Origin of the sequence: Streptomyces sp. NPDC097617, assembly GCF_044761485.1 — a bacterium.
In the GTDB taxonomy this organism is placed as follows: Bacteria; Actinomycetota; Actinomycetes; order Streptomycetales; family Streptomycetaceae; genus Streptomyces.
The window spans coordinates 13,871-39,601 of sequence record NZ_JBIWCL010000012.1; the positions used below are offsets into that span (position 1 = coordinate 13,871).

The following is a 25,731-nucleotide window of genomic DNA, read 5'->3' on the forward strand; positions in this document are numbered from 1 at the left end:
ACAATAGCCCGGTGAAGAAGTTCTCAGTGATCGGCATAGGCGCGGGCGACCCGGACCACCTGACCCTCCAGGCGGTCAGGGCGATCGGCGCGGCGGACGCATTCCTCATCCTGGAGAAGGGCGAGGAGAAGGCGGATCTGACCGGGCTGCGGCGCGCGATGCTCGACGCGCACGCCCGCCCCGGCCACCGGCTGGTGGAGGGCCGCGACCCGGACCGGGACCGGACTCCCGCCGACTACACCCCGACGGTGGACGGCTGGCGCAGCGCGCGGGCCGAGCTCTTCGAGCGGTTCATCGCGGAGGATCTGGCGGACGGGGAGACCGGCGCGTTCCTCGTCTGGGGCGACCCCTCCCTGTACGACTCCACGCTCGCGATCCTCGACGAGGTGCTGGAGCGCGGCCGGGTGGCCTTCGAGCACGAGGTCGTGCCCGGCATCAGCAGCATCTCGGCGCTGCTGGCGCGGCACCGGACCAATCTGAACCGGGTCGGGCGCCCCGTCCAGATCACCACCGGCCGCCGGCTGGCGGCGGGCTGGCCGCAGGACGTGGACGACGTGGTGGTGATGCTGGACGCGCGGCAGGCCTTCACCGCCCACCTGGACCAGGACCTCTACATCTACTGGGGGGCCTACGTCGGCACCCCGGACGAGATCCTGGTGCAGGGCAGGCTCGCGGAGGTCGCCGGGCGCATCGAGGAGCTGCGCACGGAGGCCCGCGCCCGCAAGGGCTGGATCATGGACACGTACCTGCTCAGGCGCGGCTGAGGTACGCCGGGAGGACGGCGGCGAGGCGTTCGTACTCTTCGGGGCGGTTGTAGATCTGGCCACAGACGCGGATGCCGCCGCCGCCCGGCCAGGGCCAGATCAGCACCCGGACGCCCTGCTCGGCCGCGATCCGCTCGCGCAGCTCGCGGGCCCGCTCCGGGGTCTCGGCGACCCCGGCCGGCAGCCGCAGGGTGCGCATGGCGAGGGCTTCGCCGTGCGGGAGCGGGGTGAGCCCGGGGAGATCGGCGAGCAGGGCCGCGCCGTGGGCGGCCAGCGCGCTGTTGTGGGCCCGGACCTTGGCCGCGTCGAGGCGTTCGAGAAGGTCCAGCCCGTCGGGGGCGGCGAGCCAGCCGGTGTAGTCGGCGGTGGCGCGGTTCTCGACGGAGCGCGGGAATCCGTGCTGGTCCTCCCAGGACGGTACGAGCGCCCGGATCCGGGGGCGGTGCTGCGGGGCGACGGCCAGGACCGCGCTGCCGGAGGGTGCGTAGCCCCACTTGTGGAGGTTGCCGAACCAGAAGTCGGCGCCGCCCGCGAGGGGGTCGGCGAGCATGCCGAGAGCGTGGGCGCCGTCGACGACCGTGGTGACCCCGCGGGCGCGCAGGTCGGCGAGGAGCCGGGGGGAGGCGATGATCCGGGCGGTGGGCGAGCTGACGTGGTCGAGTACGGCCACTCGCGTACGGGGGGTCAGCGCGGCCAGCACGGTCTCCCGTACGGCGTCCTCGTCGGGCAGGTGGGGATCGAGGGCGACGGTGGTGACCGGGGCGCGGCGGGCGGCCGCGGCGACGACGGTGCCGTAGCCGTGGTCGGTGACCAGGATCTCGTCGCCGTCGACGAGCGGGACGGCGTCGAGGGCGAGGTTGGCGCCCTCGGTGGCGTTGGCGATGAAGGCGATGCCGTCGGGGTCGGCGCCGAGGTGCGCGGCGATCCGGGTACGGGCCCCGGCCAGGCGGTCCGGGACGGCGATGAAGAAGGCGTCGGGGTCGGCGTGCGCCTCGGCGCGCAGCGCCGCCTGTACCTCCTGGACGGGGACGGGGACCGCGCCGAAGGAGCCGTGGTTCAGGTGGGCGACGCGGGGGTCCAGGCGGAACAGGGCGGGGCCGCCGGGGAACACCTGGGCGGACCCGGCGGGACGTGTCGGCTCGGTCACTGCTCCTCCGGGAATGCGGTGCGGCTGTCCTCGGGATCATCCCCCGCCACCGGCGATGCCGGTAGACCGCCGCGGTGGTCAGCGCCCACGGCCCGGCGCGCGGACGCGTGCGGCTCGCGTACGGCGGGTCGGGGGCGGCGCGCCGGACCGGGCAGAGCAGGGCGGGGGCATCGACGTCTTCCACCGGCTGACCGCCGAACGGCCGGGGCCGGGGCCGCGGCCGCCGCTACGGTTCCCGTCCGCTGGTGGCCGCGTAGTACTGAAGGTCCTGCACCTCCACCTTGTGGTCCACCTGGTACGGCAGGTCGACCCGCACCCCGCCCTTCCCTCCCCGGACGACCTGCGCCGAGCTGGTGCCCGGCTTCAGCGGCAGCAGCTGCGCATGGATGCCGGCGGGAACCTCGTGGCTGCCCTCGACCGTTCCGATCGTCGTACGGACGGTGCCGGGGCCGGTGAGGAAGCTCAGCACCTCCACCGTGTCCCGGGCCGGGGCGCTCCCCCTGCGCAGCGACATCACCAGCGACTGGTCGCCCGTCGGGTCGGCGGCCGCGAACTGCGTGCGCGCCGAGAGGTAGAGCGTGTCCCGGACGACCTTCGGCCAGCTGCCCGTCTTGAACTTGGTCAGGTAGTACGAGGTCAGGTCCAGATACGCGTGACCGTTGTGCAGGGAGGGTGCGAACTGGCTGCCCTCCGAGTAGTCGTTCCAGGTGGTGAGCTGTACCCAGTCCGCGCCGTCCTCGATGGCGTGCGTCCAGGTCGAGCGCAGGGTGGCGGTGTTGCCGGCCTCGTCGTAGATGCCCTGGTTGGGGCGCGCGTCCTGGACCGACACGGGCTGCATCCAGATCTTGCCCATGCCCTGGGCCCGCTGGACGTCGCGGGTGGAGCTCTCCTGGCCGACGTAGCTGCGGCTGCCCCATTCGGAGAACCCGTAGCTGATCGGGGCGAATTCGCCGCTGTGGGCGCCGAAGTCGAGAAAGAGCGGGACGAAGGCGGTGCGGATGCCGTGCCTGGACTTCAGGAGGCCGATGGCCTCGGTCCACCAGGCCACGCTCTTCTCCTCCGCCTTGAAGGGGGAGATCACGAGGCGGCCGTCGGGGAGGCGGTGCGCGGCGGAGGCGTCGGCGAGCGTGGCGATCGCCTCCGCGAGCACCGCGGGGTCGTCGGTCTTCAGGGAGGTCATGTCCGGCATCAGCATGATCTTGAAGGACGGGTCCACCGAACGGGCCGCGGCCATCAGCAGGTTGGAGCGGTCCCAGTTCTTGCCGGAGAGCGAGAGCAGGTCGAGGGTGAATCCGTCGATGCCCGCCGCGCGGGCCGTGCGCACCTCCTGCTGGAGGTTGGCGTACTCCCAGTCCCCGCTCTTCGGGGTCACGGGCAGCGGACGGTCGCGCAGCAGGCCGCCGTACCTCCCGTGCTTGCCGCTCTCGCCGTCGGGGTTGAGGTAGTTGCGGGTGTAGTAGTCCCGGTCCGCGGCCGCGTTGTCGAGGGAGAGCGGGTAGGGGGTGAAGTAGTGGGCGAACACCAGCTTCTTGCCCGCCGCGCCGGAGCGCAGGGCGGCCGGCTGGGGCATGTCGAAGGGCAGGGCGCCGGTGGGGCGTTCGGCGCCGGAGTCCACGGCGCCCTCGGGGTTGCCCTTGGCGGCCGCGCCCTTGGTGGGCGCCGGGGGCGGCACGGGTGAGGGGGTGGCCGCGCCGGAGGCAGCGGGGGCACCGTCGGTCCCGGCGGCCGCCGGCAAGCCGCCCCGGGCCGAAGCGCCTTCCACAGAAGTGCCGTCGAGGGGATCCCAGGCTATTCCGGTGGCGGCACAGACGCCGACCAGGAAGAAGGCGGAGAGCAGCATGGCGAGCAGCGACCTGCGGCCCCGGAAGGCCGGCCGGCGCCGGTGCGAGACCGGGCCGCTCCCCGCCCGCCGTGCCGTACGGTGCTGTGCTCGCCGGTCCGTTCGCCGGTCCGCTGTCATTCTGGTCCCTCCCGCGAATATGCCCCGAGGAGGGGCTGGACAGCAGTAGAGCCCAATCCCGGCTCCCGGACAACCGTTCGCAGGCGCTCGGGCCCCGGTACGTACGTCACACGGACCACGGGAACTACGCCGCCCGTCCGCCGCCCGCCCGGCGACGCGTGCGGAGCCCCCACCTGGGCCGCAGCGAACCCGTTCTTCGGAATGCGACATTCCCCTAGCCTTACGCCCCAAGTGGCGCATAATCATCGTCACGCGGCTCGAAAAAACCCTCTTGCCGCACCTGGTCACGCATGCAATGGGGGCATCGTGCCGATAGGGGAATCCGGGGCCGTGGGGGAAGCCGGGTCAATGAGGGAGAAGAGGCCGTCCGGAATGCTGCCGGCGACGTCCGCCGAGATGTCCCGGCTGCTCACCGCCGTACGGCGGGGGCGCGTCCTGACCGTGGCGGGAGCCTTCCGCGAGCCGCGGAGCCTGCTCGTACGGGAGATCGCGCGGCGGATCGCGTCCAACTTCTACGACGGAGTGACCGTCGTCGCCATGGACCCGCTCCACGGCGGCTACGGCGTCCGCGAACTGACGGCCGAGCTGGGCTGCTTACCCAGCATGGCGGAACCGGCCTGCGGGAGGACCGACACCGCCTCCTGGCTGGCCGAGCGGGACATGCTGCTCGTCCTGGACGGCGCGGAGCAGCTCGGCCCGGACGCCCTGGCCTGGCTGCGGAAAGTGCTGGCCGTGGCCCCGGGGTTACGGATCCTGGCCGCCGGGCGGTCCCCGCTCGCCTTCGAGCAGGAACGGATCCACCAACTCTGACCGCCCCCGCCCGCCGACCGATTCTGCCCCGGGCGGCCCGGAGCGGGCCGTGCGCGGCGCCCCCGGACAGCTTCGCCGGGAACATCGGCTTCCGGGTGGCCGCGGACGCGGTCCCCGGCGCGGGCCACCGGTCTCAGCCCGACTGCCGGCTGAGCTGGCGCCACACCGGGGCCGGGCAGCGCCCCTGCGGCCGGGACCTGAGGAACATCCCGTAGTCGACGTGGCGCGGCGGACGGCCGAACTCCACCCAGTGGGCGCGCCCGGAGGCCTTGTCCCAGCCGTCGTTCGGTATCCGGATGTGGTCGGTGCGCCCGTCCTTGTCCTTGGTGGTGATCTGGGCGACCTCCACATGCCCCGGGTGGACGGCCAGCACCACGCAGTAGTGCCGCAGCTGCCGTGCCGGATCCTCCCGCAGCGGCACCATGGCCAGCCAGATCTCCCCCGGCACCGGCCGGGGCGCGCCGAGGGTGGCGACCGGCCCGCCGCGGGAGTTGTCCCACCTGCGGACGGCCGCGACGAAGGCGAGCGCCACCAGTCCGGCGGCCATGCTCTCGGCCGTGGCGCGCAGGTTCCAGGCCGGCTGGTCCCCGACCTTGCTCTCCGTCCACCACAGCGCCGCGGCGACGAGGGCGAGCAGGCCCGCCGCCCGGACCGGAACCAGCAACCAGGCGGCGCGCCCGCGGCGGCGCCCCGCGAAGAGCGCCAGCAGCAGGGCCACGACCACCGGTATCGCATAGACGATCAGGTACGGGCCGAAGCCCCGCAGTTGCTGCGGAGGCGTCTGCTCCGCCAGCAGGTCGGGCAGCGCCAGCGGCACGGCCAGCAGATAGCCGACGGTGGGCAGGACGAAGAGCACGAGCAGCAGAGGGGCGCAGCCGATACCGGCGCAGGACGTGTCGGATCGGCGTGCCACAGAACCCCCAGAGCGTCTCGGTCACGTCCCGGCCGGCCCGCGCCGGGCGCCTGGGAGGTCACGGATCCCGAACGCTAGCGCAGCGCCCACTCCTCGGCCAACAGGCCCATGACGACCTCGTCCTCGAACGCGCCGTACACCCACGCCGAGCGGCGCAGCAGGCCCTCCTGCACGAAGCCCGCGGCGCGCGCGGCGCCGATCATCGCGGTGTTGTCGGCGAGGGTCTCCAGCTGGAGACGGCCAAGGCCCCGCACGGTGAAGCCGTAGCGGCACAGCAGCTGGACGACCTCCTGGCCCAGCCCCCGCCCGCGCAGGCCCGGTCGTAGGGAGACGCCGAGGTGGGCGCAGCGGTTGTGGGTGTCGATGCCCCACAGCAGGGCCTCGCCGGCCGGCTCGCCGGAGGCCAGTTCGACCACGGTGAAGAGGGCCGCGTCCTCGGTGGGCGCCGCCGGCTCGTACGGTGAGTCGCCGCCGGCCGCCGGGCGCGGGCTCCAGGGCCTGGAGTCGGCCCGTGAGCGCGTGACGACGTCGTCGTAGAGCTCGGCGTGCAGAACGGGTACGTCCTCGGGGAGGCGGGCGCGCAGGCCGGCCAGTCTTCCGCTGATCACGCGCCTTTGTAGCGGCCGGCGGGCGCGGACCGCAATCGGGTTTCGCGCGTCCCCGCCCTGCCCCGGACCGGGGCCGGTCCGCGGATACGGCTCCGCCCCGGCGGGCACGCGGCCTGCCGGGGCGGAGCGGATCACGTCGTCAGCGACGCGCGGGTGGTGCCGACGGCATCAGCCCAGGAGCGCGAGCGCCTGGTTGAGGGTCTCGGACGGGCGCATGATCGCCGCGGCCTTCGTGACGTCGGGCTGGTAGTAGCCGCCGATGTCGACCGGGGAGCCCTGCACCGCGACGAGCTCGGCGACGATGGTCTCCTCCTGCTCCGACAGCGTCTTGGCTACCGCTTCGAAGGCCGTGGCCAGCTCGGCGTCGTCGGTCTGCTTGGCCAGCTCCTGCGCCCAGTAGGTGGCGAGGTAGAAGTGGCTGCCGCGGTTGTCGATGCCGCCCAGCTTGCGGCTAGGCGACTTGTCCTCATTGAGGAAAGTGCCGGTCGCGCGGTCCAGGGTGTCGGCCAGCACCTGGGCGCGGGCGTTGCCGGTGGTGGTCGCGAGGTGCTCGAAGCTGGCGGCCAGGGCGAAGAACTCACCCAGGCTGTCCCAGCGCAGGTAGTTCTCCTTGACCAGCTGCTGGACGTGCTTCGGGGCGGAGCCGCCGGCGCCCGTCTCGAAGAGGCCGCCGCCGTTCATCAGCGGGACGACCGACAGCATCTTGGCGCTGGTGCCCAGCTCCAGGATGGGGAAGAGGTCGGTCAGGTAGTCGCGCAGCACGTTGCCGGTCACCGAGATGGTGTCCTCGCCGCGGCGGATGCGCTCCAGGGAGTACGCGGTGGCCTCGACCGGGGAGAGGATCTCGATGGTCAGGCCCTCGGTGTCGTGCTCGGCGAGGTACGTCTTGACCTTGGCGATCAGCTGCGCGTCGTGCGCGCGGTTCTCGTCGAGCCAGAAGACGGCCGGGACGCCGGTGGCGCGGGCGCGGGTGACGGCGAGCTTGACCCAGTCCTGGACCGGCAGGTCCTTGGTCTGGCAGGCGCGGAAGATGTCGCCGGCGGCGACCTCCTGCTCCAGGACCGTGTTGCCCGCGGCGTCCACCAGGCGGACGGTGCCCGCGGTGGCGATCTCGAAGGTCTTGTCGTGGCTGCCGTACTCCTCGGCCTTCTGCGCCATGAGACCGACGTTCGGGACCGAGCCCATGGTGGACGGGTCGAAGGCGCCGTGGGTGCGGCAGTCGTCGACGACGACCTGGTAGACGCCGGCGTAGCTGCTGTCCGGGAGGACGGCGAGGGTGTCGGCCTCGGCGCCGTCCGGGCCCCACATGTGGCCGGAGGTGCGGATCATGGCCGGCATCGAGGCGTCGACGATGACGTCGGACGGCACGTGCAGGTTGGTGATGCCCTTGTCGGAGTCGACCATCGCGAGGGCCGGGCCCTCGGCGATCTCGGCGTCGATGGAGGCCTTGATGGCGTCGCCGTCGGGCAGCGCGCCCAGGCCGTTCAGGATGCCGCCCAGACCGTCGTTGGGCGACAGGCCGGCGGCGGCCAGGGTCGCGCCGTAGCGGGCGAAGGTCTTCGGGAGGAAGGCGCGGACCACGTGGCCGAAGATGACCGGGTCGGAGACCTTCATCATCGTGGCCTTGAGGTGCACGGAGAACAGCACGCCCTCGGCCTTGGCACGCTCGATCTGGTCGTTGAGGAAGGTGCGCAGCGCGTCGACGTGCAGGACGGACGCGTCCACGACCTCACCGGCGAGGACCGGTACGGACTCGCGCAGCACCGTGGTGGCGCCGTCGGCGGCGACGTGCTCGATGCGCAGCGTGCCCGCCTCGGCGATGACGGTGGACTTCTCGGTGGAGCGGAAGTCGTTCTCGCCCATGGTGGCGACGTTCGTCTTCGACTCGGGGACCCAGGCACCCATGCGGTGCGGGTGCGTCTTGGCGTAGTTCTTGACCGAGGCGGGGGCGCGGCGGTCGGAGTTGCCCTCGCGCAGGACCGGGTTGACGGCGCTGCCCTTGACCTTGTCGTAGCGGGCGCGGATGTCGCGCTCCTCGTCGGTCTTCGGGTCGTCCGGGTAGTCCGGGAGTGCGTAGCCCTGGCCCTGGAGCTCGGCGACCGCGGCCTTGAGCTGCGGGATCGATGCCGAGATGTTCGGAAGCTTGATGATGTTGGCTTCCGGGGTCTTCGCCAGCTCGCCGAGCTCGGCGAGGGCGTCGGCGATCCGCTGGCTCTCCTGGAGGTACTCCGGGAAGAGGGCGATGATCCGACCGGCCAGGGAGATGTCACGGGTCTCGACATTCACACCGGCCGTCGACGCGTACGCCTGGACCACAGGCAGGAAGGAATACGTCGCGAGGGCCGGGGCCTCGTCAGTGTGCGTGTAGATGATGGTCGAGTCAGTCACCGGATGCTCCGCTCCACAGTCTGCGTCTCTCGTCTGCAACATTGCTCGACATCAAGATATCTCGTGATCGGACCACTCTGGACAGCCCCCTGCCGCCAGTGCGGGAGACGCGTGTCACGCGGGCTCCGGCGGGCCCCGGAAAAGGCGAGAGCGCCGCCCCGGCTGTTTCCGGCCGGGGCGGCGCTCAGGCATTCAGGCCTTGATCAGGCCTGTACGTCGATCAGGCGGCGAGGACCTTGGGGTCCTGGCCGTACTCGTTCGGCTGCGGCTGACCGGCGGTGGCCAGCAGGACGATGATCCAGATCAAACCGACGACCGGGACGGCACCGATGAAGATCCACCAGCCGGACTTGCCGCTGTCGTGCAGGCGGCGCACGGTCACAGCGAGGTTCGGGAGGAAGGTGCCCAGGAAATAGAGCGCGTACAGCCACGGCGACGTCCCGAGGACAGCGTCCAGGATCGCGACGACGATGATCGCGGCCACGTTGAAGAGGAAGAACATCCAGTATTCCTGGCGGCGCGCGCGGCCGGAGAACACGGAGTACTTCTTCAGAACGTCGAGGTAGTGGTTCATGGGTCCCCCCAGAGGACAGTCGTTCGGGCCCGTCCTGCTGGAGCAAGCCGGGGCAGAACTTATGCCCCCTTTACTGCGCGGTCAAGCCAGTTCACAACCCGCCGAAATGGGATCTTCCATTCGGTTTCCCGGCCAAAAACACTCGTACCTGGCGCGACTTGACACCTACCGATCGCCTTTGACCACAAGGCGTAACGAATTAGCCCGTGTTCGGGAGTGACGGAAGGCTCGCAGGGGGCACGGGCGCCGCGCAAGGCTTCCATGGGCGGCGAAATGCCCTGCTTGTCCGGGGCGTTCGCGGACCCGACGGGCAGGAGCGCGCAGGCTCGACTCACGGATCGTTACCGCACTGAAGCCTGGCCCGTCGCGGCCCGGGACAGAAGGGAGGATTCAGCCCCCGGGCCGCAGCGGTTGAGCGGCCGTCAGCCGATGTGGAAGGAGTCCCCGTAGACTTTCCAGTCGAGCGGCGTATTGAGGTTCAGGTTGCCCTTCTTGAGGAAGACCCGCTGCGCGGTGTCGACCCTGCTGGTGTCGCTGTGCGCCTCCTCCTGCTTCATCGCCCAGACCCGGGCGTCGAGGAAGGCGTTCAGGTAGGCCGTCTCGTTGCCGCCCTGCGACGGGGGCTTGGCCTTGGACAACGCCCGCTTGCGAATGTTGCGGAAGCTGGTGGAGTCGGTGCCGTCACCGTGCATGACGATGGCGTCGTAGTAGATGAACTGGCCGAGCACACCGACGCCGTCGGCCTTGCCCTGCTGCACGGACGGGTTGAAGTAGACCCGGTCGCGCTCGTGGTCCTGGGCCTTCTTGAACTGCGCGTCCTGGGCCGCCTTGGCCCAGTCCTTGGTGAAGTTCGGATCGAGGCCGGCGTGCGAGTCGCTGCCGTCGACGCGGCGCAGGGCCGGAAGGTACTTGGCGAGGACGTTGCCCGGCTTGACCTGGGTGTAGTACTCGACGAGGTCGAGCATGTCGCCGGTGCCGGAACAGAATCCGATGATGCCGGCCGTGTAGCCGCGGCCGTCGTCTATGTCCTCTATGTACTTGTACTGCGCCTTCCAGTCCAGCGAGGAGTTCTCCGCACTGGAGACGATCTGCATGGCGATCTCCTTCTTCGCCGGATCGTCGAGTCCTGCGGCCGCCGCCACCGAGGTCTCCGCCGTGGGGGCGGGGGCCGCGGTGGCGTGGGCGGCGACGGGGACGGCGATCAGCGCACTGCCGAGCAGCGCTCCGATCGCCAGCATCTTGCGGTGGGGGGTGAACACAAGGCCTCCATGGGGTGGTTGAGGCGTTCGCGGCTTCGTTAGGAAACTTTACTACCAGATCTGACGACAGCTCAATACCCGTGCGCACCCCAGGGAATGGTCCCGTCCGGTCAGAGCCAGCCGTTGCGCCGGAAGCCCCGGTGGATGACGAAGCAGGCGAGCGCCATGACACCGAGGACCAGCGGGTAGCCGTAGGTCCAGTGCAGTTCGGGCATGTGGTCGAAGTTCATGCCGTACACCCCGCAGACCATGGTCGGGACGGCGACGATCGCCGCCCACGCCGTGATCTTGCGCATGTCCTCGTTCTGGGCCACGGTCACCTGCGCGAGGTGCGCCTGCAGGATGGAGTCCAGGAGGTTGTCGTAGGCGCCGATCTGCTCCGTGGCCCGGGTCAGGTGGTCGGCCACGTTGCGGAAGTACGCGCGCGTCTCCGGCGGGATGACCGGCATCGGCTGCGTGCCCAGCTGCTGGAGCGGCCGGCTCAGCGGGGCCACCGCCCGGCGGAGCTCGAGGAGTTCGCGCTTGAGCTGGTAGATCCGTCCCGCGTCACCGCGGCCGCCGTCCTCGCTGAACACCGCGGTCTCGACGGCGTCGATGTCGTTCTGCACCGCGTCCGTGACGGCCACGTAGTCGTCGACCACGTGGTCGGCCATGGCGTGCAGAACCGCCGCGGGCCCGTTCGCCAGTTGGTCCGGCGCGGCCTCCAGCTCCTCGCGGACCGGGCCCAGCGTGCCGCGCCCGCCGTGCCGGATGGTGATGATGAAGTCCTGGCCGGTGAAGGCCATCAGCTCGCCGGTCTCCACCACCTCGCTGGTCGCGGTCAGCTCCTCGTGCTCCACGTAGCGCACCGTCTTGAAGACGGAGAACAGCGTGTCGTCGTAGCGCTCCACCTTGGGACGCTGGTGCGCGTTCACCGCGTCCTCCACGGCGAGGGGGTGCAGGCCGAACAGCTCGGCCAGCCCGGCCAGCTCCGAAGTCGCCGGCTCGTGCAGGCCGATCCAGACGAAGCCGTCACCCGCCTTGCGCACCCGGCGCAGCGCCTCCTCGATCTCGGCGCAGTCGTCCTGCCGTACGCCGTCGCGGTAGATGATGCAGTTGACCACCGCGCTGCCGAGCGGGGAGCGGGCCGGGTGGCTGAGGTCCACGGCCCGCCGGTAGCTGCGACGCACCACCCGGCGCAGGTTGCTGAACATGGACAACGGTGTACTCCCCTTCGGCGGATCAGCGGCCAGTCTGCCATCGCCGCCGGAAGGCTTGCGTCCGGGCTCAGCGCCACCGGCCCGCGCGGTCCCCGGCCGGCGGATTCGGCGGTGCGGCGGTGCCGCGGATTCGGCGGGGGCGGCCGGATCCCGAGCGCGTCTCAGGCCCGGTCGATGAACACGCTCGTCGACTTCACCCGCGCCGTGGCCCGGGCGCCGACCTCCAGCCCGAGCTCCTCCACCGCCTCCCGCGTCAGCAGCGACACGACCCGGTGCGGTCCGGCCTGGATCTCCACCTGCGCGTCGACCGTCCCCAGCTTCACGCCGGTGACGATGCCCGGAAAGGCGTTGCGGGCCGAGGTGTACGCGGCCTCCTCGCCCTCGGCGCCCTCCTGCGCGGCCTCGACGCAGAACGCGGCCAGGTCCGGACCGTCCACCATCCGCCGGGTGCCCTCGCGGTGGGTGGGGAACCGTTCGGCATCGGCCCAGCGCCGGGCCGTGTCGACGCTGACGCCGAGCAACCGGGCCGCCTGACCGATCGTGTAGGACTCCATGGTCCGCAGCTTAGGCGCTGCCCGGCGGATCACGCGGAAGGGCTGCGCAGTGCCTCGCGGGCCACCGCGGCGACCACTTCCGCGATCGTCGACAGGGCCGGCGAGTCGAGTTTCCACTGCTGCCAGTACAGGGGCACGTCCATCGGCCGGAGCGGCTCCAGCAGCACCAGCTCCCCCGTCCGCAGCAGCGGGACGGAGTGCTGCTCCGGCACCAGGCCCCAGCCCAGCCCCGCGACCACCGCGTCGCGGAAGCCCTCCGACGTCGGTACGTAGTGCCGCACCGGGCCCGCAGCGGCCGTCCTGTCCCCCGTCAGCGCGCGGACGAAAGCGTCCTGGAGATCGTCCTTCCGGTCGAAGACGATCGTCGGCGCCTCCCGCAGGTCCCGTTCCGGCTCCCCCGTCAGGTACCGCGCCGCGAAGGCCGGGCTCGCCGTCGGCAGGTACCGGGCCAGCCCCAGCATCCGTACGCTGCACCCCGCCACGGGGTCGGGCGAGGAGGTGACCGCCGCCATCACCTGCCCCTCCCGCAGCAGCGCCGTCGTGTGCGACTCGTCCTCGCGGTGGAGCTCGATGCACACCGGGGGGTCCTGCGGCACCCTGGTCAGCGCGGGCAGGAACCAGGTGGCGAGGGAGTCCGCGTTCACCGCGATCGGCAGCCGCACCGGGCCCAGCCCCTCGGCCATCCCCAGCTCGGCGCGCGCGTCGCGCTCCAGGCGGGCCAGCTGCCGGGCGAAGCGGACCACCACCTCACCCGATGCGGTCGCCCGCACCGGCTTCGTCCGTTTCAGCAGCACCCGACCGGTCCGCTGCTCCAGGGCCTTGACCCGTTGGCTGACGGCGGAGGGGGTCACGTGCAGGGCGGCCGCCGCCGCCTCGAAGGTGCCTTCGTCCACCACGGCGAGCAGCGTGCGTACCTGGTCCAGCGGAAGCTCGTCCATCATGAGCGCTAATGGTATGTAAGAATCTTTAGCTGTACTGAACGTAAAGCGCGGCCTACGGTCGAAGCCATGAACTACGGCATCGTCACCGCGGCCCTCGCCGGCTTCGGCACCGGACTCTCCCTCATCGTCGCCATCGGTGCGCAGAACGCCTTCGTCCTGCGTCAGGGCGCGCGCCGTCACGCGGTCCTCGCCGTGGTCGCCATCTGCGCCGTCTCCGACGCGCTCCTCATCGGCCTCGGCGTGGCGGGCGTGGGAGCCTTCGTCACCGCCTGGCCGGCCGCCCTGACGGTGGTCGGGCTCGCCGGGGGCGCGTTCCTCATCTGCTACGGAGTCCTCGCCGCCCGCCGGGTGCTGCGGCCCGGCCCGGGCGCCGCCCTCACCACGGAGGGCGCCACCAGCGCCTCCGCCCGCCGGGCCGTGCTGACCTGCCTGGCCATGACCTGGCTCAACCCGCACGTCTACCTGGACACCGTGCTCCTCCTCGGTTCCCTCGCCGCCGACCGCGGCGACCTGCGCTGGGCCTTCGGCATCGGGGCCGGGCTGGCCAGCCTGACCTGGTTCACCGCTCTGGGCTACGGGGCTCGGCTGCTCAGCGGCTTCCTCGCCCGTCCCGCCGCCTGGCGGATCATGGACGGGCTCGTCGCTGCGACCATGGTCACCATGGGCGGGCTGCTGCTGGCCCGCGCCTGAGCCCCGCACACCGGCGCCGGGCACCCGCCGCGGCCCGGGCACCGCGCCCGCGCCGCCGAACCGACCCAGGAGCCCGCCGTGCCCGACCGTCCCTCCCCGCTCGTGGCCGCCACCGGGCTCGTCCTGGACACCCGCGGGCGGGTCCTCGTACTGACGCGCTCGGACGCGGCGGAGCCGCGGCTCCCGGGCGGCGCGGTCGAGGACACCGAGACCCCGGAGGAGGGGCTGGCCCGTGTGCTGCGGCAGGAGCTGGACCTCTCCCTGCCGGCGGGCCGGCTGCTGGCGGTGGACTCCCGGCCGAGGGGGACGGCCGGCTCGAGGCGGACGGCCGGCTCGAGCGGCGAGGCCGGCCCGCCCGGCCGCTCGCTCGTCGTGCACGTGCACCTGGTCGGCCCGCTGTCGCCGCAGCAGGCCGCCGCGCTCTCCTTCCCCTCCGGGCCGATCACCGAGGCCCGCTGGCTCGCGCCGGACGAGGCCCGGGCGGCCCTGCCCGCCCCGGTCGCGCCACGGCTGAGCGCCGCACTCGCCGCCCTGCACACCGGCTCCTTCGCCCACCTCGTCGACGGTGTGATCCAGCGGGGCTCACCGGCCGGTCTGGACCCGGCCCGGCGCGTCGCATTGGAGCACTCGGGAGTCCTCGACCCGGCCAGCCACCGGGCCAGCCGCCCCAAGGCGGTGACCGCGGCGAGCGTGCTGTTCACCGACCCCGACGGCCGGATCCTGCTGGTCCAGCCCGCGTACGGCAGGTCCGACCGCTGGAACCTGCCGGGAGGCGGCATCGACAGCGACCTCGGCGAGATCCCGCGCGCCGGAGCGCGGCGGGAGGTCCACGAGGAACTCGGCCTCGACCTCGCCCCGGGGCGGCTGCTCGCCGTGAACTGGTCCCACAAGGCGGGCCGTCCGGCCCGGATCCGCTTCCTCTACGACGGCGGAGTCCTCGACGCGGCGGTGCTCGCCCGGATCCGGCTCGACGAGACCGAGCTCCTCCAGTGGCGCACCGTCGCCCCCGCGGACCTCCGCGGACTGGTCAAACCCGCCCTGCGACGCCAGATCACCGCCTGCCTGACCGCCCGGGCCACCGGCACCGGACCGCTGGAACTCCACGCGGGCCGCCCCTGACCGGCGGGCCCGGCCGCCGCCGCGCCGGGCCGCGGCGGCGGGGTTACCGTCGGCGGCATGGACGGTGATCGCCTGCGGTGGCGTCCGTGCTTGCTCAGCGGAGCGGTGTTCGCCGTCTGCATGGCCGGCACCACGCTGCCGACCCCGCTCTACGGCCTCTACCAGGATAAGTTCGGGTTCTCCGAGCTGGTGGTGACCGTCGTGTACGCCGTGTACGCCTTCGGGGTGATCGGCGTACTGCTGCTGGTCGGCGACGCCTCGGACTCCGTCGGCCGTCGGCCGGTACTACTGGCGGGCCTGGCCTTCTCGGCGCTCAGCGCCGTCTGCTTCCTGTGCGCCACCGGACTGGGCTGGCTGTACGCGGGCCGGCTGATGTCGGGACTGTCCGCCGGGCTGTTCACCGGGGCGGCGACGGCGTACGTGATGGAACTGGCGCCGAGCGGCGGTGCCTCACGGGCCACGTTCGTGGCGACGGCCGCGAACATGGGCGGGCTGGGTTGCGGCCCGCTGCTCGCCGGGGTGCTCGCCCAGTACGCCCCCTGGCCGCTGTACCTGCCGTTCGCCGTGCACCTCGCGCTCGTGGCCGGCTCGGCACTGGTCCTGCTGCGGCTGCCCGAGACCGTACGGGACCGGAAGCCGCTCCGTACGGTGCGCCCGCAGCGGCCCGCCCTGCCGGCGCAGGTCCGGTCGGTGTTCGGTCCCGCGGCGATCGCCTCGTTCGTGGGCTTCGCGCTGTTCGGGGTGTTCACCTCGGTCAGCCCCGCCTTCCTCGCGCAGTCCCTGGACGTGCGCAACCACGCGGTGAGCGGGTCGATCGTCGCGCTGGCCTTCTTCGCCTCGACCGCCGGGCAACTGGCGGTCGGCCGGGTCGGGGTGAGCCGCTCCCTGCCGCTGGGCTGCGCGGGACTGCTCGCCGGGCTGGCGCTGCTCGCGGGCGCGCTGTGGTGGGACCTGCTGGCGCTGGTGGTGGCGAGCGCGCTGGTGGGCGGGGCCGGGCAGGGGCTGGCGTTCCGCGGGGCGCTGTCGGCGGTGGCCGCCGCGTCTCCGCCGGACCGGCGCGCGGCGGTGATCTCCATGCTGTTCGTCGTGGCGTACACGGGCATCTCGGTGCCGGTGATCGGGGTGGGGCTGCTGGTGGAGCCGATCGGCCTGGAGGGCGCCGGGCTGGTGTTCATCGCCTGTATGGCCGTACTGGTCGGGGCCGCGGCCTGGTACCTGCTGCGCCGTCCGGCGCGGGCGCCGGCGTGAGCGCGCGCCCCGGGGCCGCGGCGGCTCACAGCGGCTTCGGGCCGCCGCTGAGCCCGTCCCCGAGGGGACTGCGGCGGTAGAGGACCTGCCGTCCGTGGCGGGCCCGGGAGACGAGGCCGGTGGCGTACAGCACGCCCAGGTGCTGGGAGACGGCGCTCGCGGTGACCCCCAGGCGCCGGGCGAGCTCGACCGTGGGCAGCGGCTCGTCGAGCAGGCCGAGCAGCCTCGCCTTGGGCGCGCCGAGCAGGGACACCAGGGCGGTCGTGTCGGCGACGGGCTCGCGCACCCACAGCGTCGCCACGCCGCGGCTGGGGTACGCCAGCGTCGGCGCCTCCTGCGGGCTGACGGGCGGTGCGGGCTTGTGCGCGAAGACGGAGGGTACGAGGAGCAGCCCGCGGCCGGACGCCACGACGTGGTGCCGGCTGATCATCTGCCCGATCTGCAGGACGCCGCCCTGCCAGCGCAGATTCGGGTGCATGTCGGCGAAGAGGAGCCTGGCTCCGCCCCTGGCCAGTTGCCGCGCGCGGTAGGTCATGTCGGCCTCCAGCAGGAGCCGCATCCGCGGCCGCATCGGCCGGACCGCGACGTCCCAGTACTGGCGCAGGAGTGCGCACAGCGCGTCGCGCAGTGCGAGGACGGGCCCGTCGTCGGGGGCGAGCGCGGCGAGCAGCGGGGCGTGCGCGGCCAGCAGATCGCGGCGGACCAGGTCGGGCGGCGTGCGGCGGGTTCTCGGCGGTCTGGACCTGCCTCGCGCTGCTGCTCACCGGCCCGGTCTACGGCCTGGGCGCCCACGCGGTGGGGATGCTCGCGCTGGTGGGCGCGGCGACCATGGTGTGCACCCCGTACGCGGGGCGCCTGGTGGACCGTAAGGGAGCGGACCGGGTGAACCTCGTCTGCCTGCTCGGGGTCCTCGTCGCGGCCGCAGCCCTCGCGGCGGGCGCCCGGGGCGGGGCGGCGGGCCTGGCCGCACTGGCGGGCGGCACCCTGCTGCTCGACATCGCGATGCAGTCCGGCATGGTCGCCAACCAGGCCCGGGTGTACGCCCTGCGCCCCGATGCCCGCAGCCGGCTCAACACCGCCTACATGACGTGCGCGTACCTGGGCGGCAGTGCCGGATCGTGGCTCGGCGTACGGATCTACGGCCGGGCCGGCTGGCCGGGCGTGTGCGCCCTCGTGGCCGTGGCGGCCGTGATCGCCCTGGCCCGCCGTCTCGTGGCACTGCGCGGACCCGGGCCGGACGCACGGCAGGCGGGGGACGGTGGGCGGGGCGACCGATGCACGTCGGCATCGGTCGCCCTTCCACCATCACCCCGCCTGTCGAAGCAGCCGGTCGAACGGCGAGCGCTCCGAACGGATCAGACCGCCGGAACCGGGTAGGTCGGGTACTCCACCCCGGACACGTGCTGGACCACGCGGATGACCTGGCAGGAGTAGCCGAACTCGTTGTCGTACCAGAGGTAGAGGATGGCGTTGTCGCCGTCCACCTTGGTGGCGCCCGCGTCGACGATCGAGGCGTGGCGCGAGCCGACGAAGTCCATGGAGACCGCGTCGGGCGCCGTGGTGAAGTCGATCTGGCGCTTGAGCGGCGAGTGCAGCGAGACGTCGCGAAGGTAGTCGAGGACCTCTTCGCGGGTGGTCTCACGGCCCAGGCGCAGGCTCAGGATGGCGATCGAGACGTCCGGGACGGGGACGCGGATCGAGCTGCCGGTGATCGGCGCCTTCAGGTCCGGCAGCGCCTTGGCGACGGCGGAGGCGGCACCGGTCTCGGTGATGACCATGTTGAGCGGCGCGGAGCGGCCACGACGGTCGGCCTTGTGGTAGTTGTCCAGCAGGTTCTGGTCGTTCGTGAACGAGTGGACGGTCTCCACGTGACCGCGCAGGACACCGTACTCGTCGTCCATGGCCTTGAGCGGCGGGACGATCGCGTTGGTGGTGCAGGAGGCGCAGGACAGGATCTGCTCGTCCGGCTTGATGGTGTCGTGGTTGACGCCGTGAACAATGTTCGGGACGTCGCCCTTGCCCGGGGCGGTCAGGACGACCTTGTCGATGCCGGGGCGCAGGTGCTTGGACAGACCCTCGCGGTCACGCCACTTGCCCGTGTTGTCGATGAGGATGGCGTCCTTGATGCCGTGCTCGGTGTAGTCCACCTCGGACGGGTCGTTCGCGTAGATCACCTTGATGGCGTTGCCGTTGGCGATGATCGTGCTGTTCGCCTCGTCCACGGTGATCGTGCCCTGGAACTGGCCGTGAATCGAGTCGCGGCGCAGCAGCGAGGCGCGCTTGACGATGTCCTGGTCGCCGCCCTGGCGGACGACGATGGCGCGCAGGCGCAGGCCGTTGCCGGAGCCGGCCTTCTCGATCAGCAGGCGGGCGACGAGGCGGCCGATGCGGCCGAAGCCGTACAGGACGACGTCGCGGCCCTCGCCGCGCTCGATCTTGTTCGCGCCGGTGGCGCCGGCGACGGCCTCGGCGGTGAACTCGGCCACGGAGAGGTTGCGGTCGTCGCTCTTGTAGTCCGCGGCGAGCATGCCGATGTCGATCTGGGACGGGCCGAGATCGAGCGCGGTGAGCACCTGCAGGAACGGCAGCGTCTCGGTGACCGAGAGCTCCTCACCGTCGATCTGCCGGGCGAATCGGTGGGTCTTGAGGATGCTGACCACCGACTTGTTCACCAGGGAGCGGCTGTGGAGCAGGATCGTGACGTCCCGCTCCCTGTGCAGCTTCCCGATGATCGGGATCATCGACTCCGCGATCTCCTCGCGGTTCTTCCAGCTGGTGAACGAGTCCTCATTGACAGTCACAGGATTATCTTTCGAGCTAGGCGGTGCTCATATGCTAACCCGCCGCCATTTTGGTCACTTGAGCGGTACCCGCCGTGCCGGGAACGGGCACTATGTGACAGGAATTCGTACGTTTTTGCAATGGTTTGCCGTGAGATCTCGCCGTGAGACCTACCGCCCGAACCTGCCGAACCTGTCGCTAGAACCTGCCGCGGAGCCTCATCCCGAGCGGGCGGCCGTCCGGGTCGACCAGCAGGTGGTGCAGCGGGGTCGCGAGCACCCGCCGCGTCACGGCCAGGTCCGGCGGCGCGTACCGGCGCAGCCGGCCCGGCGGCCGCGGGCCGCGGCAGCCGCCCGCGTACCAGGCGTCCAAGGCGGCCGCCCGCCCGGCGAAGACGTCGAAGGCGGACACCGGGTCGCACAGCCCGTCCTCCGCCGCGGCCTCGGCGTGCTCGCGCATGAGCTCCAGGCGCAGCTCCCGGGCGAAGACCCGCGCGCCGTCCCCGAGCCCTGCCGGATCGGCCGGCCGCCGCGGGTCCCGGCGCTCGTCGTACACGGCGCAGCCCAGTTCGGAATCGTGGGTCCACGAACGGAGGTTGATGTTGTCGGAGCCGGCCGAGGCCCACACGTCGTCGATCACGCACACCTTGGCGTGCACGTAGACCGCAGTGCCCGCCCGGTTCTCCAGGCCGTACACCGCGACCCGGCCGCCGCCGGCCCGGCGCAGCTCGGCCAGGGCCTTGATCCGCCCGATCAGGTTCATGGGCAGGGTGAGGGGGCCGTCCTGCTCCGGGACGGAGGGGACGACCGCGATCACCCGGAGCCGCGGGTGATCGCGCAGCGCCCGGGCGAAGCAGTCCACCACCCTGGGCGACCACAGGTACTGGTCCTCCAGGTAGATCAGCGACCGGGCCCGCCGCAGCGCCTTGGTGTAGCCGCGCGCGATGCTCCGCTCGCCGTCGGGGGCGAAGGGGTAGCCGAACAGCAGGCGGTTCGGATACGTCCGTAGCAGCTGGACGGTGTGCGTGCCGCAGGGCGCCGGGTCGGGCGGCTGCGGCGGCAGCCGGTCCGCGCTGATGTCCTCGTGGTGCAGCCGCTCGCGCAGCCGGACGAGCGGGCTGCGGCTGAGCGGCGCCGGGTCCTGCCAGCGCTCTCGGAAGACGGCCTCGACATCGCCGACGACCGGTCCGCGCAGGGCGAGCTGGACGTCGTGCCACGGCGGGTGCGGCCCGTAGGCCCGGGCCAGGGGCAGCGACTGGCGGTCGCCCCGGTGCGAGGCGTCGTCGTTGCGGTTGCGACAGAGGTCGATCCCGCCGACGTAGGCGACGTCCAGCTCCGGACGGCCGCGGTGGCGCAGCACCACCAGTTTCTGGTGGTGGGAGCCACCGGGCCGGACCCGCATGTCGAGCAGGCACTCGCCACCGGCCCGCGCGAGTTCCTCGCCGAAGCGGAGGTTCTCCTCTTGGCTGAAGTGAAGGCTGTCCAGGTGGGAACGCCACAGCAGGCCCTTGACGACGACACCGCGCTCGGCCGCCCGGCACAGGACCGCGCCGATCTCGGTGCCGGGCCCGGCGAGCCTCTCGTCGGGGTCGCCGCGCCAGTCGGTGAACAGGAGCAGGTCGCCGCGGCCCATCGAGCGGACGGCCGTGAGGAGCTCCGCGAAGTACACGGCGCCGTGGACCAGGGGCCGTACGTCGTTGCCCGTGGACCAGGCCGTGCCGTCCGGGCGGCGCCGGTCCAGGCGCGTCGCGGGGTTGCCGCGTTCAGCGGGGAGCAGGAGCCAGTCGGCGTACGTCACGGCATCGGCTCCCGGGCCGCGCGCTACCAGAAGTGACGGCGCTCATGTGGTCCTCCGATCGCTCCGGTGCACCGCACTCTCAGGCTAGCCGCACCCGGACCGCGCGGCGCCCGCGGCTCCGGCCGGAGTGCCGACGGTGAGTGACCGTGCCACGCTGAGTCGGAGGACCGCCGACCCTGGCACGCCAGGTCGGCTCTGGCACCGAGGAGATCAACATGGCCAGTGACGCCGGCAGGCCCCGGACCGGCCCAGCGAAGCCCAGCCCGTGGCACGCCCCCACATCGGGCACGACCCTCACGGCAGGCGCCCTGATGGTCTTCGGCGGCGCGATGGCGGTCTTCGAGGGGATCGCCGCCCTCGCCAGCGACGACCTGTTCGTCGTGACGCGGCACTACGTGTTCGAGTTCAGCCTGACGGGCTGGGGCTGGGTCCACCTGATCCTGGGCATCGCCCTCGTCTTCGCCGGCTGCGCCGTGTTCACCGGAGCCCTGTGGGCGCGCTTCTTCGGTGTGGCCGTCGCCGGACTCGCCGCGATCGCCAACTTCCTGTGGGTGCCGTACTACCCCTGGTGGGCCCTGACCCTGGTCGCCGTCAACCTGTTCGTGGTCTGGGCGCTGTGCGCCGGCATGCACAAGGAGGCCGAGCCCGCCGCGAACGCCTGACCTCTGCGGAACCGCCCCAGGGCGGCCGGAAAACGATCGAAGGGCCGTTTCGGATTGCTCCGAAACGGCCCTTCGATTCACGACTCTTGCGAGTCGGGACGACAGGATTTGAACCTGCGACCCCTTGACCCCCAGTCAAGTGCGCTACCAAGCTGCGCCACGTCCCGATGCGCGCTGACCTGGGGTTTCCCCTGGTTGAACGCGCAGGAGAACGATACCGCACTTCATGGGGTGGTCGCGCGCACCTTTTCCGCCACCGGTTCCGCGTCGACCACGTCCACCGGCGCCGGCCCCGTGGCCCGCGGTGTCGAAGGGGCCTGCGGTCCCTGCGGGGGCCGCAGGGGCTCCGGACGCTTCACGGCCTTCAGCGCGCGGCGGCCCAGGTTCTGGAAGGGCAGCTCCACCAGCCGGTAGCTGAGGTAGCTGAGCAGCACCAGTGCGCCCATGAAGGCGCCCAGCAGCAGCAGCCGGCCCGTCCAGCTCTCGATGGGCCCGCGCCCCCGCAGCATCCAGCCCATCGCGTGGATCACCGGGTTGTGCAGGAGGTAGAGCGAGTAGCTGATCGCACCGAGCATGGTCAGCCAGCGGGGGAACCTGCGCTTGCGGAGCAGCATGCCGCCGAGGAAGACCGCCCACGCGGCGACGTAGGCGAAGGACCACGCCATCCAGGAGTCGCTCCAGGTCCGCCACAGGGCCGTGCCGTGGTTGTACATGTATCCGACGAGGAAGCCGCAGACGATGACGAAGGCACAGGTCAGCGCGGCCTGGGCGCGGTCGATCTGGCCGTGCTCCAGGCGGTACAGGACGGTGCCCGAGAACATGGTCGCGAAGATCATCATCGTCTCGAAGAACGTGGCCCGGCTGTTGAGGGTGATCAGCAGGAGCCCCAGCCCGCCGAGGAGCAGCGCCCCCATCCTGATCAGGGCCGCCTTCCCGGTCATGATGCACGCCATCGCCATCACCACGACGGTGGCGCAGGCCAGCGCCAGGTGCCGGGTGGCCGTCACATCCACGGTGATCAGCCCGACGGAGGCCCATCCTCCGAGCAGCAGGGCCACCGCGGCGAAGCCGACCGCGATGGGCGCGCTCCTGCGGTGCCAGCCCAGTACGAACAGCGCCGTCACGAAGTAGTAGAAGACCATCTCGTAGGCGAGGGTCCACATCACCCCGAGGACGTTCGTGACGCCGATCAGGTCCTGGATCATGAGCGCGTTGCCGACGGCCGTGAGCATCGGATGCTGGTAGTTCCAGTTCGCCACCACGGTGTACGCACGGGGCAGGACCAGCAGCGAGCCCACCAGGGTGACGATGACGACCGGATAGATCCGGAAGAGACGGCTCACCCAGAACCCGCGTATGTCGCCGCGTCTCTCCAGCGAGGCGGGGATGATGTATCCGCTCACCAGGAAGAACAGCATGACGCCGAAGATCCCGGGGTGCAGGTAGTACGGCAGGCGGCTGCCGTGGGGCACCCAGGAGAGCGGCAGCCCCAGGTGGTGCACGACGACGGTGAGTGCCGCGATCCCACGGAGTGCGTCCAGCCAGCCGAGCCTCGATGCGGCGGCACGGGTTCCACCCTCGGCCGCTTCGCGCGCGACACGCCGGGAAGACAAGCGTTCGGTCAGTTTCACTTCGGGAGGCTAGCCGATGCGTGGCGGGCCCACTGATGGCGGAATGCGCAAAACGGACCTCCGTCACGGCCCTTCCTCAAACCGTGACCGTTTTCGGCGCCGGACCGTTCGGCCGCGGGCGGGCGACGGCGCCCGCGGCTCAGCCCGCGGCTCAGCCCGCGGCTCAGCCCGCGGCTCAGCCCCCGCCTCGGCCCGCGCCGTCGGTCAGCTCCGGATGGGCTGCGATCAGGCGCTTGGGAGCCGCCTGGAGCCAGGAGTCGATCAGGATGGCGCGCAGCTCGTCGGCATGCTGCAGCGCCGCCAGCCGGACCCGGATCCAGGCGTAGTTGTCGTCGTGGCCGGCGCGCAGGAAGAATTTCTCCGGCTCGGCCGCGATCAGCTCCGCCCGGTCCTCCTTGGGGCACTTCACCCCGATCGTGGTGTCGTCGTCGGCCAGCGAGACGAAGATCTTCCCGCCGACCCGGAAGGTCGGCATGCCCCAGGCGAGCTTCTCCGTGCTGTCCGGGAGCGACAGCGCGATCAGGCGGACGTCCTGCGCGGTTGTGGCCATCCCCGAGACTCCTCTCCAGCCACCGGTGAACCCATGTCCGGGGACCGTAGCGCCCGCCACCGACAAACCGGCTCACCCCCGCCGGTCCTCCCCCGCGACCGTCCCGGGGACCTGCCCCCGGTCCTCGCGTGCGTGCACCAGCGCCACCAGGTCCGCCGCCAGCGCCTTCACGGTGGCGAGCCCGTCGGTCCCCCACCGCCGCGGCACCACGTCCACCGCGCACACCGTGCCCAGGACGATCCCGCGCCGGTCCAGGAGCGGCGCGCCCACGTACGTCCGCACCCCGCTCCCGTCCACGACCGCGTTGCCCGCGAAGCGCGCGAAGTCCCGTACGTCCTCCAGCACCAGCGCCCGCCGCCGCACCACGACATGCGGGCAGTAGCCGTGGTCCCGGGCCAGCACCCGGGCCGGGTAGCCGCTGGCCGGGGCCTCGGCGCCGTGGTGCATCCCGGCGAAGAACTGCCGTTCCTCGCCGACGAAGTTGACCCCCGCGTACGGTGCGCCGAGCGTGTCGGCGACGCGCCGGGCGAACGCGTCCAGTTCGACGTCGGTACGCTCCCCCAGGCCCAGCTCGCGCAGCCGGACGGCGCGTGCGGGCGCCTCCCGGTCCACCGGCGTGAGCAGCAGGTGTCCGGTCGATTCGTAGTACGTCATGGCGGTTCCCTCGACTCCGAAGACGAAGAGCTGACTGACGACATGCACAACAGATGACGGACGAGGGCGGCCAGCGTCCCCGTCCCTGAGCTGGTCAGGCGCGCGTCGCACCGTACGACCGGCACCTCGGGCCCGATCCCCACCGCCTCGCGGACCTCGTCCGGCCGGTAGCGGTCAGCGCCGTCGAACTCGTTGACGGCGACGACGAAAGCGATCCCGCGCCGCTCGAAGAAGTCCACGGCGGGGAAGCAGTCGGCCAGCCGGCGGGTGTCGGCGAGCACCACCGCCCCGAGCGCTCCCGCGCACAACTCCTCCCAGAGGAACCAGAAGCGGTGCTGCCCGGGCGTGCCGAAGAGGTAGAGCACATGGCGCCGGTCGAGGGTGATCCGGCCGAAGTCGAGGGCGACCGTGGTCGTGGTCTTGCCCTCGACTCCGTGCAGCGGGTCGGCGCTCGCGCCGAGGCCGCCGATCAGTTCCTCCGTGCTGAGCGGTTCGATTTCGCTCACCGCGCCCACGAAGGTGGTCTTGCCCGCCCCGAACCCGCCCGCGACCAGGATCTTCAGCGTCGCGGGCGGAGATCCGGGGGCGGTTGCGGATGCCGGGGCGTCACAGTCGTCGGCGTAGGCCATCGAGCACCGCCAGGAGCAGGGACCGGTCATCGGCGGCGAACGATCCGCTGCCCGGGAACCGCGGCGCCTGCGCCATGACGGCCCCGTGTTCCATCAGATCGGACAGCAGTACCTTCACCACCACGGCCGGCAGCCGCAGCTGCCCGGCCACCTCGGCGACGGTGACGGTGGCGGAGCCCGCGCACGTCCGCAGCGCGAGCGTGTGCTCCGCGCCGAGCGGGATGCGCGGCCGCACCCCGGTCGCGGTCACCAGCGAGAGCAGGTCGAGCGCGATCCCCGGCCTGGTCCGCCCCCCGCTGGCGGTGTACGGGCGCATCACCCGGCCCGCCGAGTCGTCGAGCCACGGTGTGTCCCGTCCCTTCGTGTGAACCCCCGTCCCGCGGACCCTCATCGCTCCGCGTCGGCGACGGGCCGCCGCGGCGGGGCCGCCAGGTACGGACGTACGCTCTTGACCAGCATCGCCATCTCGTAGCCGAGCACCCCGGCGTCGGCCTCCCGGTCCGCGAGGACCGCCAGGCAGGTGCCCGATCCGGCGGCGGAGACGAAGACGAGCGCGGTGTCGAGTTCGACCACGACCTGACGCACTTCGGCGCCGTCCGCGAAGCGGGAGCCCGCGCTGCGGCCCAGCGAGTACAGCCCGGACGCGAGGGCCGCCATATGGTCGGCGCTGTCGGCGTCCAGCCCGTGCACGCAGGTCACGAGCCCGTCGGCGGTGAGGAGTACGGCGCTGCGCGTGTACGGCACGCGCTGCACCAGGCCGCTGAGCAGCCAGTCGAGATCCGAGAGCCGGCCGCCGGTCGTCGTCGCCACTTCGCCGCCCATGGGGGTGCGCTCCTTGCTGATGAGGTGAGGG

General features: G+C 72.1%; 26 protein-coding genes and 1 tRNA gene. 7 read left to right on the top strand and 20 right to left on the bottom strand.

Annotated elements, in window-relative coordinates:
- Positions 1 to 11: 11 nt before the first annotated feature.
- On the top strand, positions 12 to 764 hold the full coding sequence (cobF, locus tag ACIQZO_RS20195; protein WP_403627842.1) for a precorrin-6A synthase (deacetylating): 753 nt from the start codon (positions 12 to 14) through the stop codon (positions 762 to 764).
- On the opposite strand, the gene ACIQZO_RS20200 is transcribed toward cobF, so the two are convergent.
- Both ACIQZO_RS20200 and ACIQZO_RS20205 read right to left on the bottom strand, forming a co-directional pair.
- The gene (locus ACIQZO_RS20200; protein ID WP_403627844.1) at positions 751 to 1,911 is read right to left on the bottom strand and encodes an aminotransferase class V-fold PLP-dependent enzyme; all 1,161 of its coding nucleotides are present in this window, start codon (positions 1,909 to 1,911) and stop codon (positions 751 to 753) included. The two genes, cobF and ACIQZO_RS20200, sit on opposite strands and share 14 nt — an antisense overlap.
- Before the next feature lie 226 nt (positions 1,912 to 2,137).
- Positions 2,138 to 3,871, bottom strand: coding sequence for a glycoside hydrolase family 71 protein (locus ACIQZO_RS20205; protein ID WP_403627845.1), 1,734 nt, complete (start codon positions 3,869 to 3,871; stop codon positions 2,138 to 2,140).
- Positions 3,872 to 4,219: 348 nt separating this feature from the next.
- On the opposite strand from ACIQZO_RS20205, the gene ACIQZO_RS20210 reads away from it, so the two are divergent.
- Positions 4,220 to 4,681, top strand: a complete 462-nt coding sequence (locus ACIQZO_RS20210) for a hypothetical protein (RefSeq protein ID WP_403627847.1) — start codon at positions 4,220 to 4,222, stop codon at positions 4,679 to 4,681.
- Positions 4,682 to 4,814: 133 nt separating this feature from the next.
- Here the strand turns inward: ACIQZO_RS20210 and ACIQZO_RS20215 are convergent, their stop codons facing one another.
- The 8 genes from ACIQZO_RS20215 to ACIQZO_RS20250 all read right to left on the bottom strand — a co-directional run bounded on the left by ACIQZO_RS20215 (position 4,815) and on the right by ACIQZO_RS20250 (position 13,114).
- On the bottom strand, positions 4,815 to 5,594 hold the full coding sequence (locus tag ACIQZO_RS20215; protein WP_403627849.1) for a hypothetical protein: 780 nt from the start codon (positions 5,592 to 5,594) through the stop codon (positions 4,815 to 4,817).
- 74 nt (positions 5,595 to 5,668) lie between these two features.
- The gene (locus ACIQZO_RS20220) at positions 5,669 to 6,202 is read right to left on the bottom strand and encodes a GNAT family N-acetyltransferase (RefSeq protein WP_403627851.1); all 534 of its coding nucleotides are present in this window, start codon (positions 6,200 to 6,202) and stop codon (positions 5,669 to 5,671) included.
- A gap of 168 nt (positions 6,203 to 6,370) precedes the next feature.
- Positions 6,371 to 8,590: an NADP-dependent isocitrate dehydrogenase gene (locus ACIQZO_RS20225; RefSeq protein WP_403627853.1), complete on the bottom strand. Its 2,220-nt coding sequence runs from the start codon at positions 8,588 to 8,590 to the stop codon at positions 6,371 to 6,373.
- Positions 8,591 to 8,810: 220 nt separating this feature from the next.
- Complete coding sequence (locus tag ACIQZO_RS20230; RefSeq protein WP_403627855.1) at positions 8,811 to 9,164, bottom strand: DUF805 domain-containing protein; 354 nt, start codon at positions 9,162 to 9,164, stop codon at positions 8,811 to 8,813.
- Positions 9,165 to 9,586: 422 nt separating this feature from the next.
- Entirely contained in the window at positions 9,587 to 10,402 is an 816-nt protein-coding gene (locus ACIQZO_RS20235) for a chitosanase (protein ID WP_403628163.1), read from the bottom strand.
- Positions 10,403 to 10,533: 131 nt separating this feature from the next.
- Positions 10,534 to 11,616 (bottom strand): magnesium/cobalt transporter CorA, encoded by a 1,083-nt coding sequence (gene corA / locus ACIQZO_RS20240; RefSeq protein WP_403627857.1) that lies wholly within the window; start codon positions 11,614 to 11,616, stop codon positions 10,534 to 10,536.
- A 167-nt stretch (positions 11,617 to 11,783) separates the two neighbouring features.
- Complete coding sequence (locus ACIQZO_RS20245; RefSeq protein ID WP_403627859.1) at positions 11,784 to 12,176, bottom strand: molybdopterin-binding protein; 393 nt, start codon at positions 12,174 to 12,176, stop codon at positions 11,784 to 11,786.
- 29 nt (positions 12,177 to 12,205) lie between these two features.
- The gene (locus ACIQZO_RS20250) at positions 12,206 to 13,114 is read right to left on the bottom strand and encodes a LysR family transcriptional regulator ArgP (protein ID WP_403628165.1); all 909 of its coding nucleotides are present in this window, start codon (positions 13,112 to 13,114) and stop codon (positions 12,206 to 12,208) included.
- 69 nt (positions 13,115 to 13,183) lie between these two features.
- Between ACIQZO_RS20250 and ACIQZO_RS20255 the strand changes: the two genes are divergently transcribed.
- From ACIQZO_RS20255 to ACIQZO_RS20265, 3 genes are all read left to right on the top strand, one after another.
- On the top strand, positions 13,184 to 13,807 hold the full coding sequence (locus ACIQZO_RS20255; protein WP_403627861.1) for a LysE/ArgO family amino acid transporter: 624 nt from the start codon (positions 13,184 to 13,186) through the stop codon (positions 13,805 to 13,807).
- Positions 13,808 to 13,885: 78 nt separating this feature from the next.
- Positions 13,886 to 14,926 carry an NUDIX hydrolase gene (locus ACIQZO_RS20260; RefSeq protein WP_403627863.1) on the top strand — a complete coding sequence of 347 codons (1,041 nt, stop codon included), beginning with the start codon at positions 13,886 to 13,888 and terminating at the stop codon, positions 14,924 to 14,926.
- A gap of 57 nt (positions 14,927 to 14,983) precedes the next feature.
- Positions 14,984 to 16,174 (top strand): MFS transporter, encoded by a 1,191-nt coding sequence (locus ACIQZO_RS20265; protein ID WP_403627865.1) that lies wholly within the window; start codon positions 14,984 to 14,986, stop codon positions 16,172 to 16,174.
- 25 nt (positions 16,175 to 16,199) lie between these two features.
- Here the strand turns inward: ACIQZO_RS20265 and ACIQZO_RS20270 are convergent, their stop codons facing one another.
- Positions 16,200 to 16,709 carry an ArsR/SmtB family transcription factor gene (locus ACIQZO_RS20270; protein ID WP_403627867.1) on the bottom strand — a complete coding sequence of 170 codons (510 nt, stop codon included), beginning with the start codon at positions 16,707 to 16,709 and terminating at the stop codon, positions 16,200 to 16,202.
- Between the two features lie 92 nt (positions 16,710 to 16,801).
- Between ACIQZO_RS20270 and ACIQZO_RS20275 the strand changes: the two genes are divergently transcribed.
- Positions 16,802 to 17,551 (top strand): MFS transporter, encoded by a 750-nt coding sequence (locus ACIQZO_RS20275; protein ID WP_403627869.1) that lies wholly within the window; start codon positions 16,802 to 16,804, stop codon positions 17,549 to 17,551.
- Here ACIQZO_RS20275 and ACIQZO_RS20280 read toward each other — a convergent pair.
- Both ACIQZO_RS20280 and ACIQZO_RS20285 read right to left on the bottom strand, forming a co-directional pair.
- Positions 17,530 to 18,975, bottom strand: coding sequence for a glyceraldehyde-3-phosphate dehydrogenase (locus tag ACIQZO_RS20280; RefSeq protein WP_403627870.1), 1,446 nt, complete (start codon positions 18,973 to 18,975; stop codon positions 17,530 to 17,532). The two genes, ACIQZO_RS20275 and ACIQZO_RS20280, sit on opposite strands and share 22 nt — an antisense overlap.
- A 178-nt stretch (positions 18,976 to 19,153) precedes the next feature.
- A complete protein-coding gene (locus ACIQZO_RS20285) occupies positions 19,154 to 20,752 on the bottom strand; it encodes a phospholipase D family protein (protein WP_403627872.1) in 1,599 nt (532 codons plus the stop codon).
- Positions 20,753 to 20,967: 215 nt separating this feature from the next.
- Here ACIQZO_RS20285 and ACIQZO_RS20290 point away from each other — a divergent pair, with 215 nt between their 5' ends.
- Positions 20,968 to 21,414: a hypothetical protein gene (locus ACIQZO_RS20290; protein ID WP_403627874.1), complete on the top strand. Its 447-nt coding sequence runs from the start codon at positions 20,968 to 20,970 to the stop codon at positions 21,412 to 21,414.
- 93 nt (positions 21,415 to 21,507) lie between these two features.
- Here the strand turns inward: ACIQZO_RS20290 and ACIQZO_RS20295 are convergent.
- From ACIQZO_RS20295 to ACIQZO_RS20325, 7 genes are all read right to left on the bottom strand, one after another.
- A tRNA-Pro gene (locus ACIQZO_RS20295) sits at positions 21,508 to 21,581 on the bottom strand.
- A gap of 57 nt (positions 21,582 to 21,638) precedes the next feature.
- Positions 21,639 to 23,045 carry an acyltransferase family protein gene (locus ACIQZO_RS20300; protein WP_403627876.1) on the bottom strand — a complete coding sequence of 469 codons (1,407 nt, stop codon included), beginning with the start codon at positions 23,043 to 23,045 and terminating at the stop codon, positions 21,639 to 21,641.
- A gap of 175 nt (positions 23,046 to 23,220) precedes the next feature.
- On the bottom strand, positions 23,221 to 23,595 hold the full coding sequence (locus tag ACIQZO_RS20305) for an MmcQ/YjbR family DNA-binding protein (RefSeq protein ID WP_403627878.1): 375 nt from the start codon (positions 23,593 to 23,595) through the stop codon (positions 23,221 to 23,223).
- Between the two features lie 72 nt (positions 23,596 to 23,667).
- A complete protein-coding gene (locus ACIQZO_RS20310; RefSeq protein WP_403627879.1) occupies positions 23,668 to 24,249 on the bottom strand; it encodes a GAF domain-containing protein in 582 nt (193 codons plus the stop codon).
- Entirely contained in the window at positions 24,246 to 24,878 is a 633-nt protein-coding gene (locus tag ACIQZO_RS20315) for a GTP-binding protein (RefSeq protein ID WP_403627881.1), read from the bottom strand. Before ACIQZO_RS20315 ends, ACIQZO_RS20310 begins: the two co-directional genes overlap by 4 nt.
- Positions 24,856 to 25,194 carry a DUF742 domain-containing protein gene (locus tag ACIQZO_RS20320; RefSeq protein WP_403627883.1) on the bottom strand — a complete coding sequence of 113 codons (339 nt, stop codon included), beginning with the start codon at positions 25,192 to 25,194 and terminating at the stop codon, positions 24,856 to 24,858. The genes ACIQZO_RS20315 and ACIQZO_RS20320 overlap by 23 nt, the downstream gene beginning before the upstream one ends.
- A 71-nt stretch (positions 25,195 to 25,265) precedes the next feature.
- Positions 25,266 to 25,700 (bottom strand): roadblock/LC7 domain-containing protein, encoded by a 435-nt coding sequence (locus tag ACIQZO_RS20325; RefSeq protein ID WP_403628167.1) that lies wholly within the window; start codon positions 25,698 to 25,700, stop codon positions 25,266 to 25,268.
- Positions 25,701 to 25,731 lie beyond the last annotated feature (31 nt).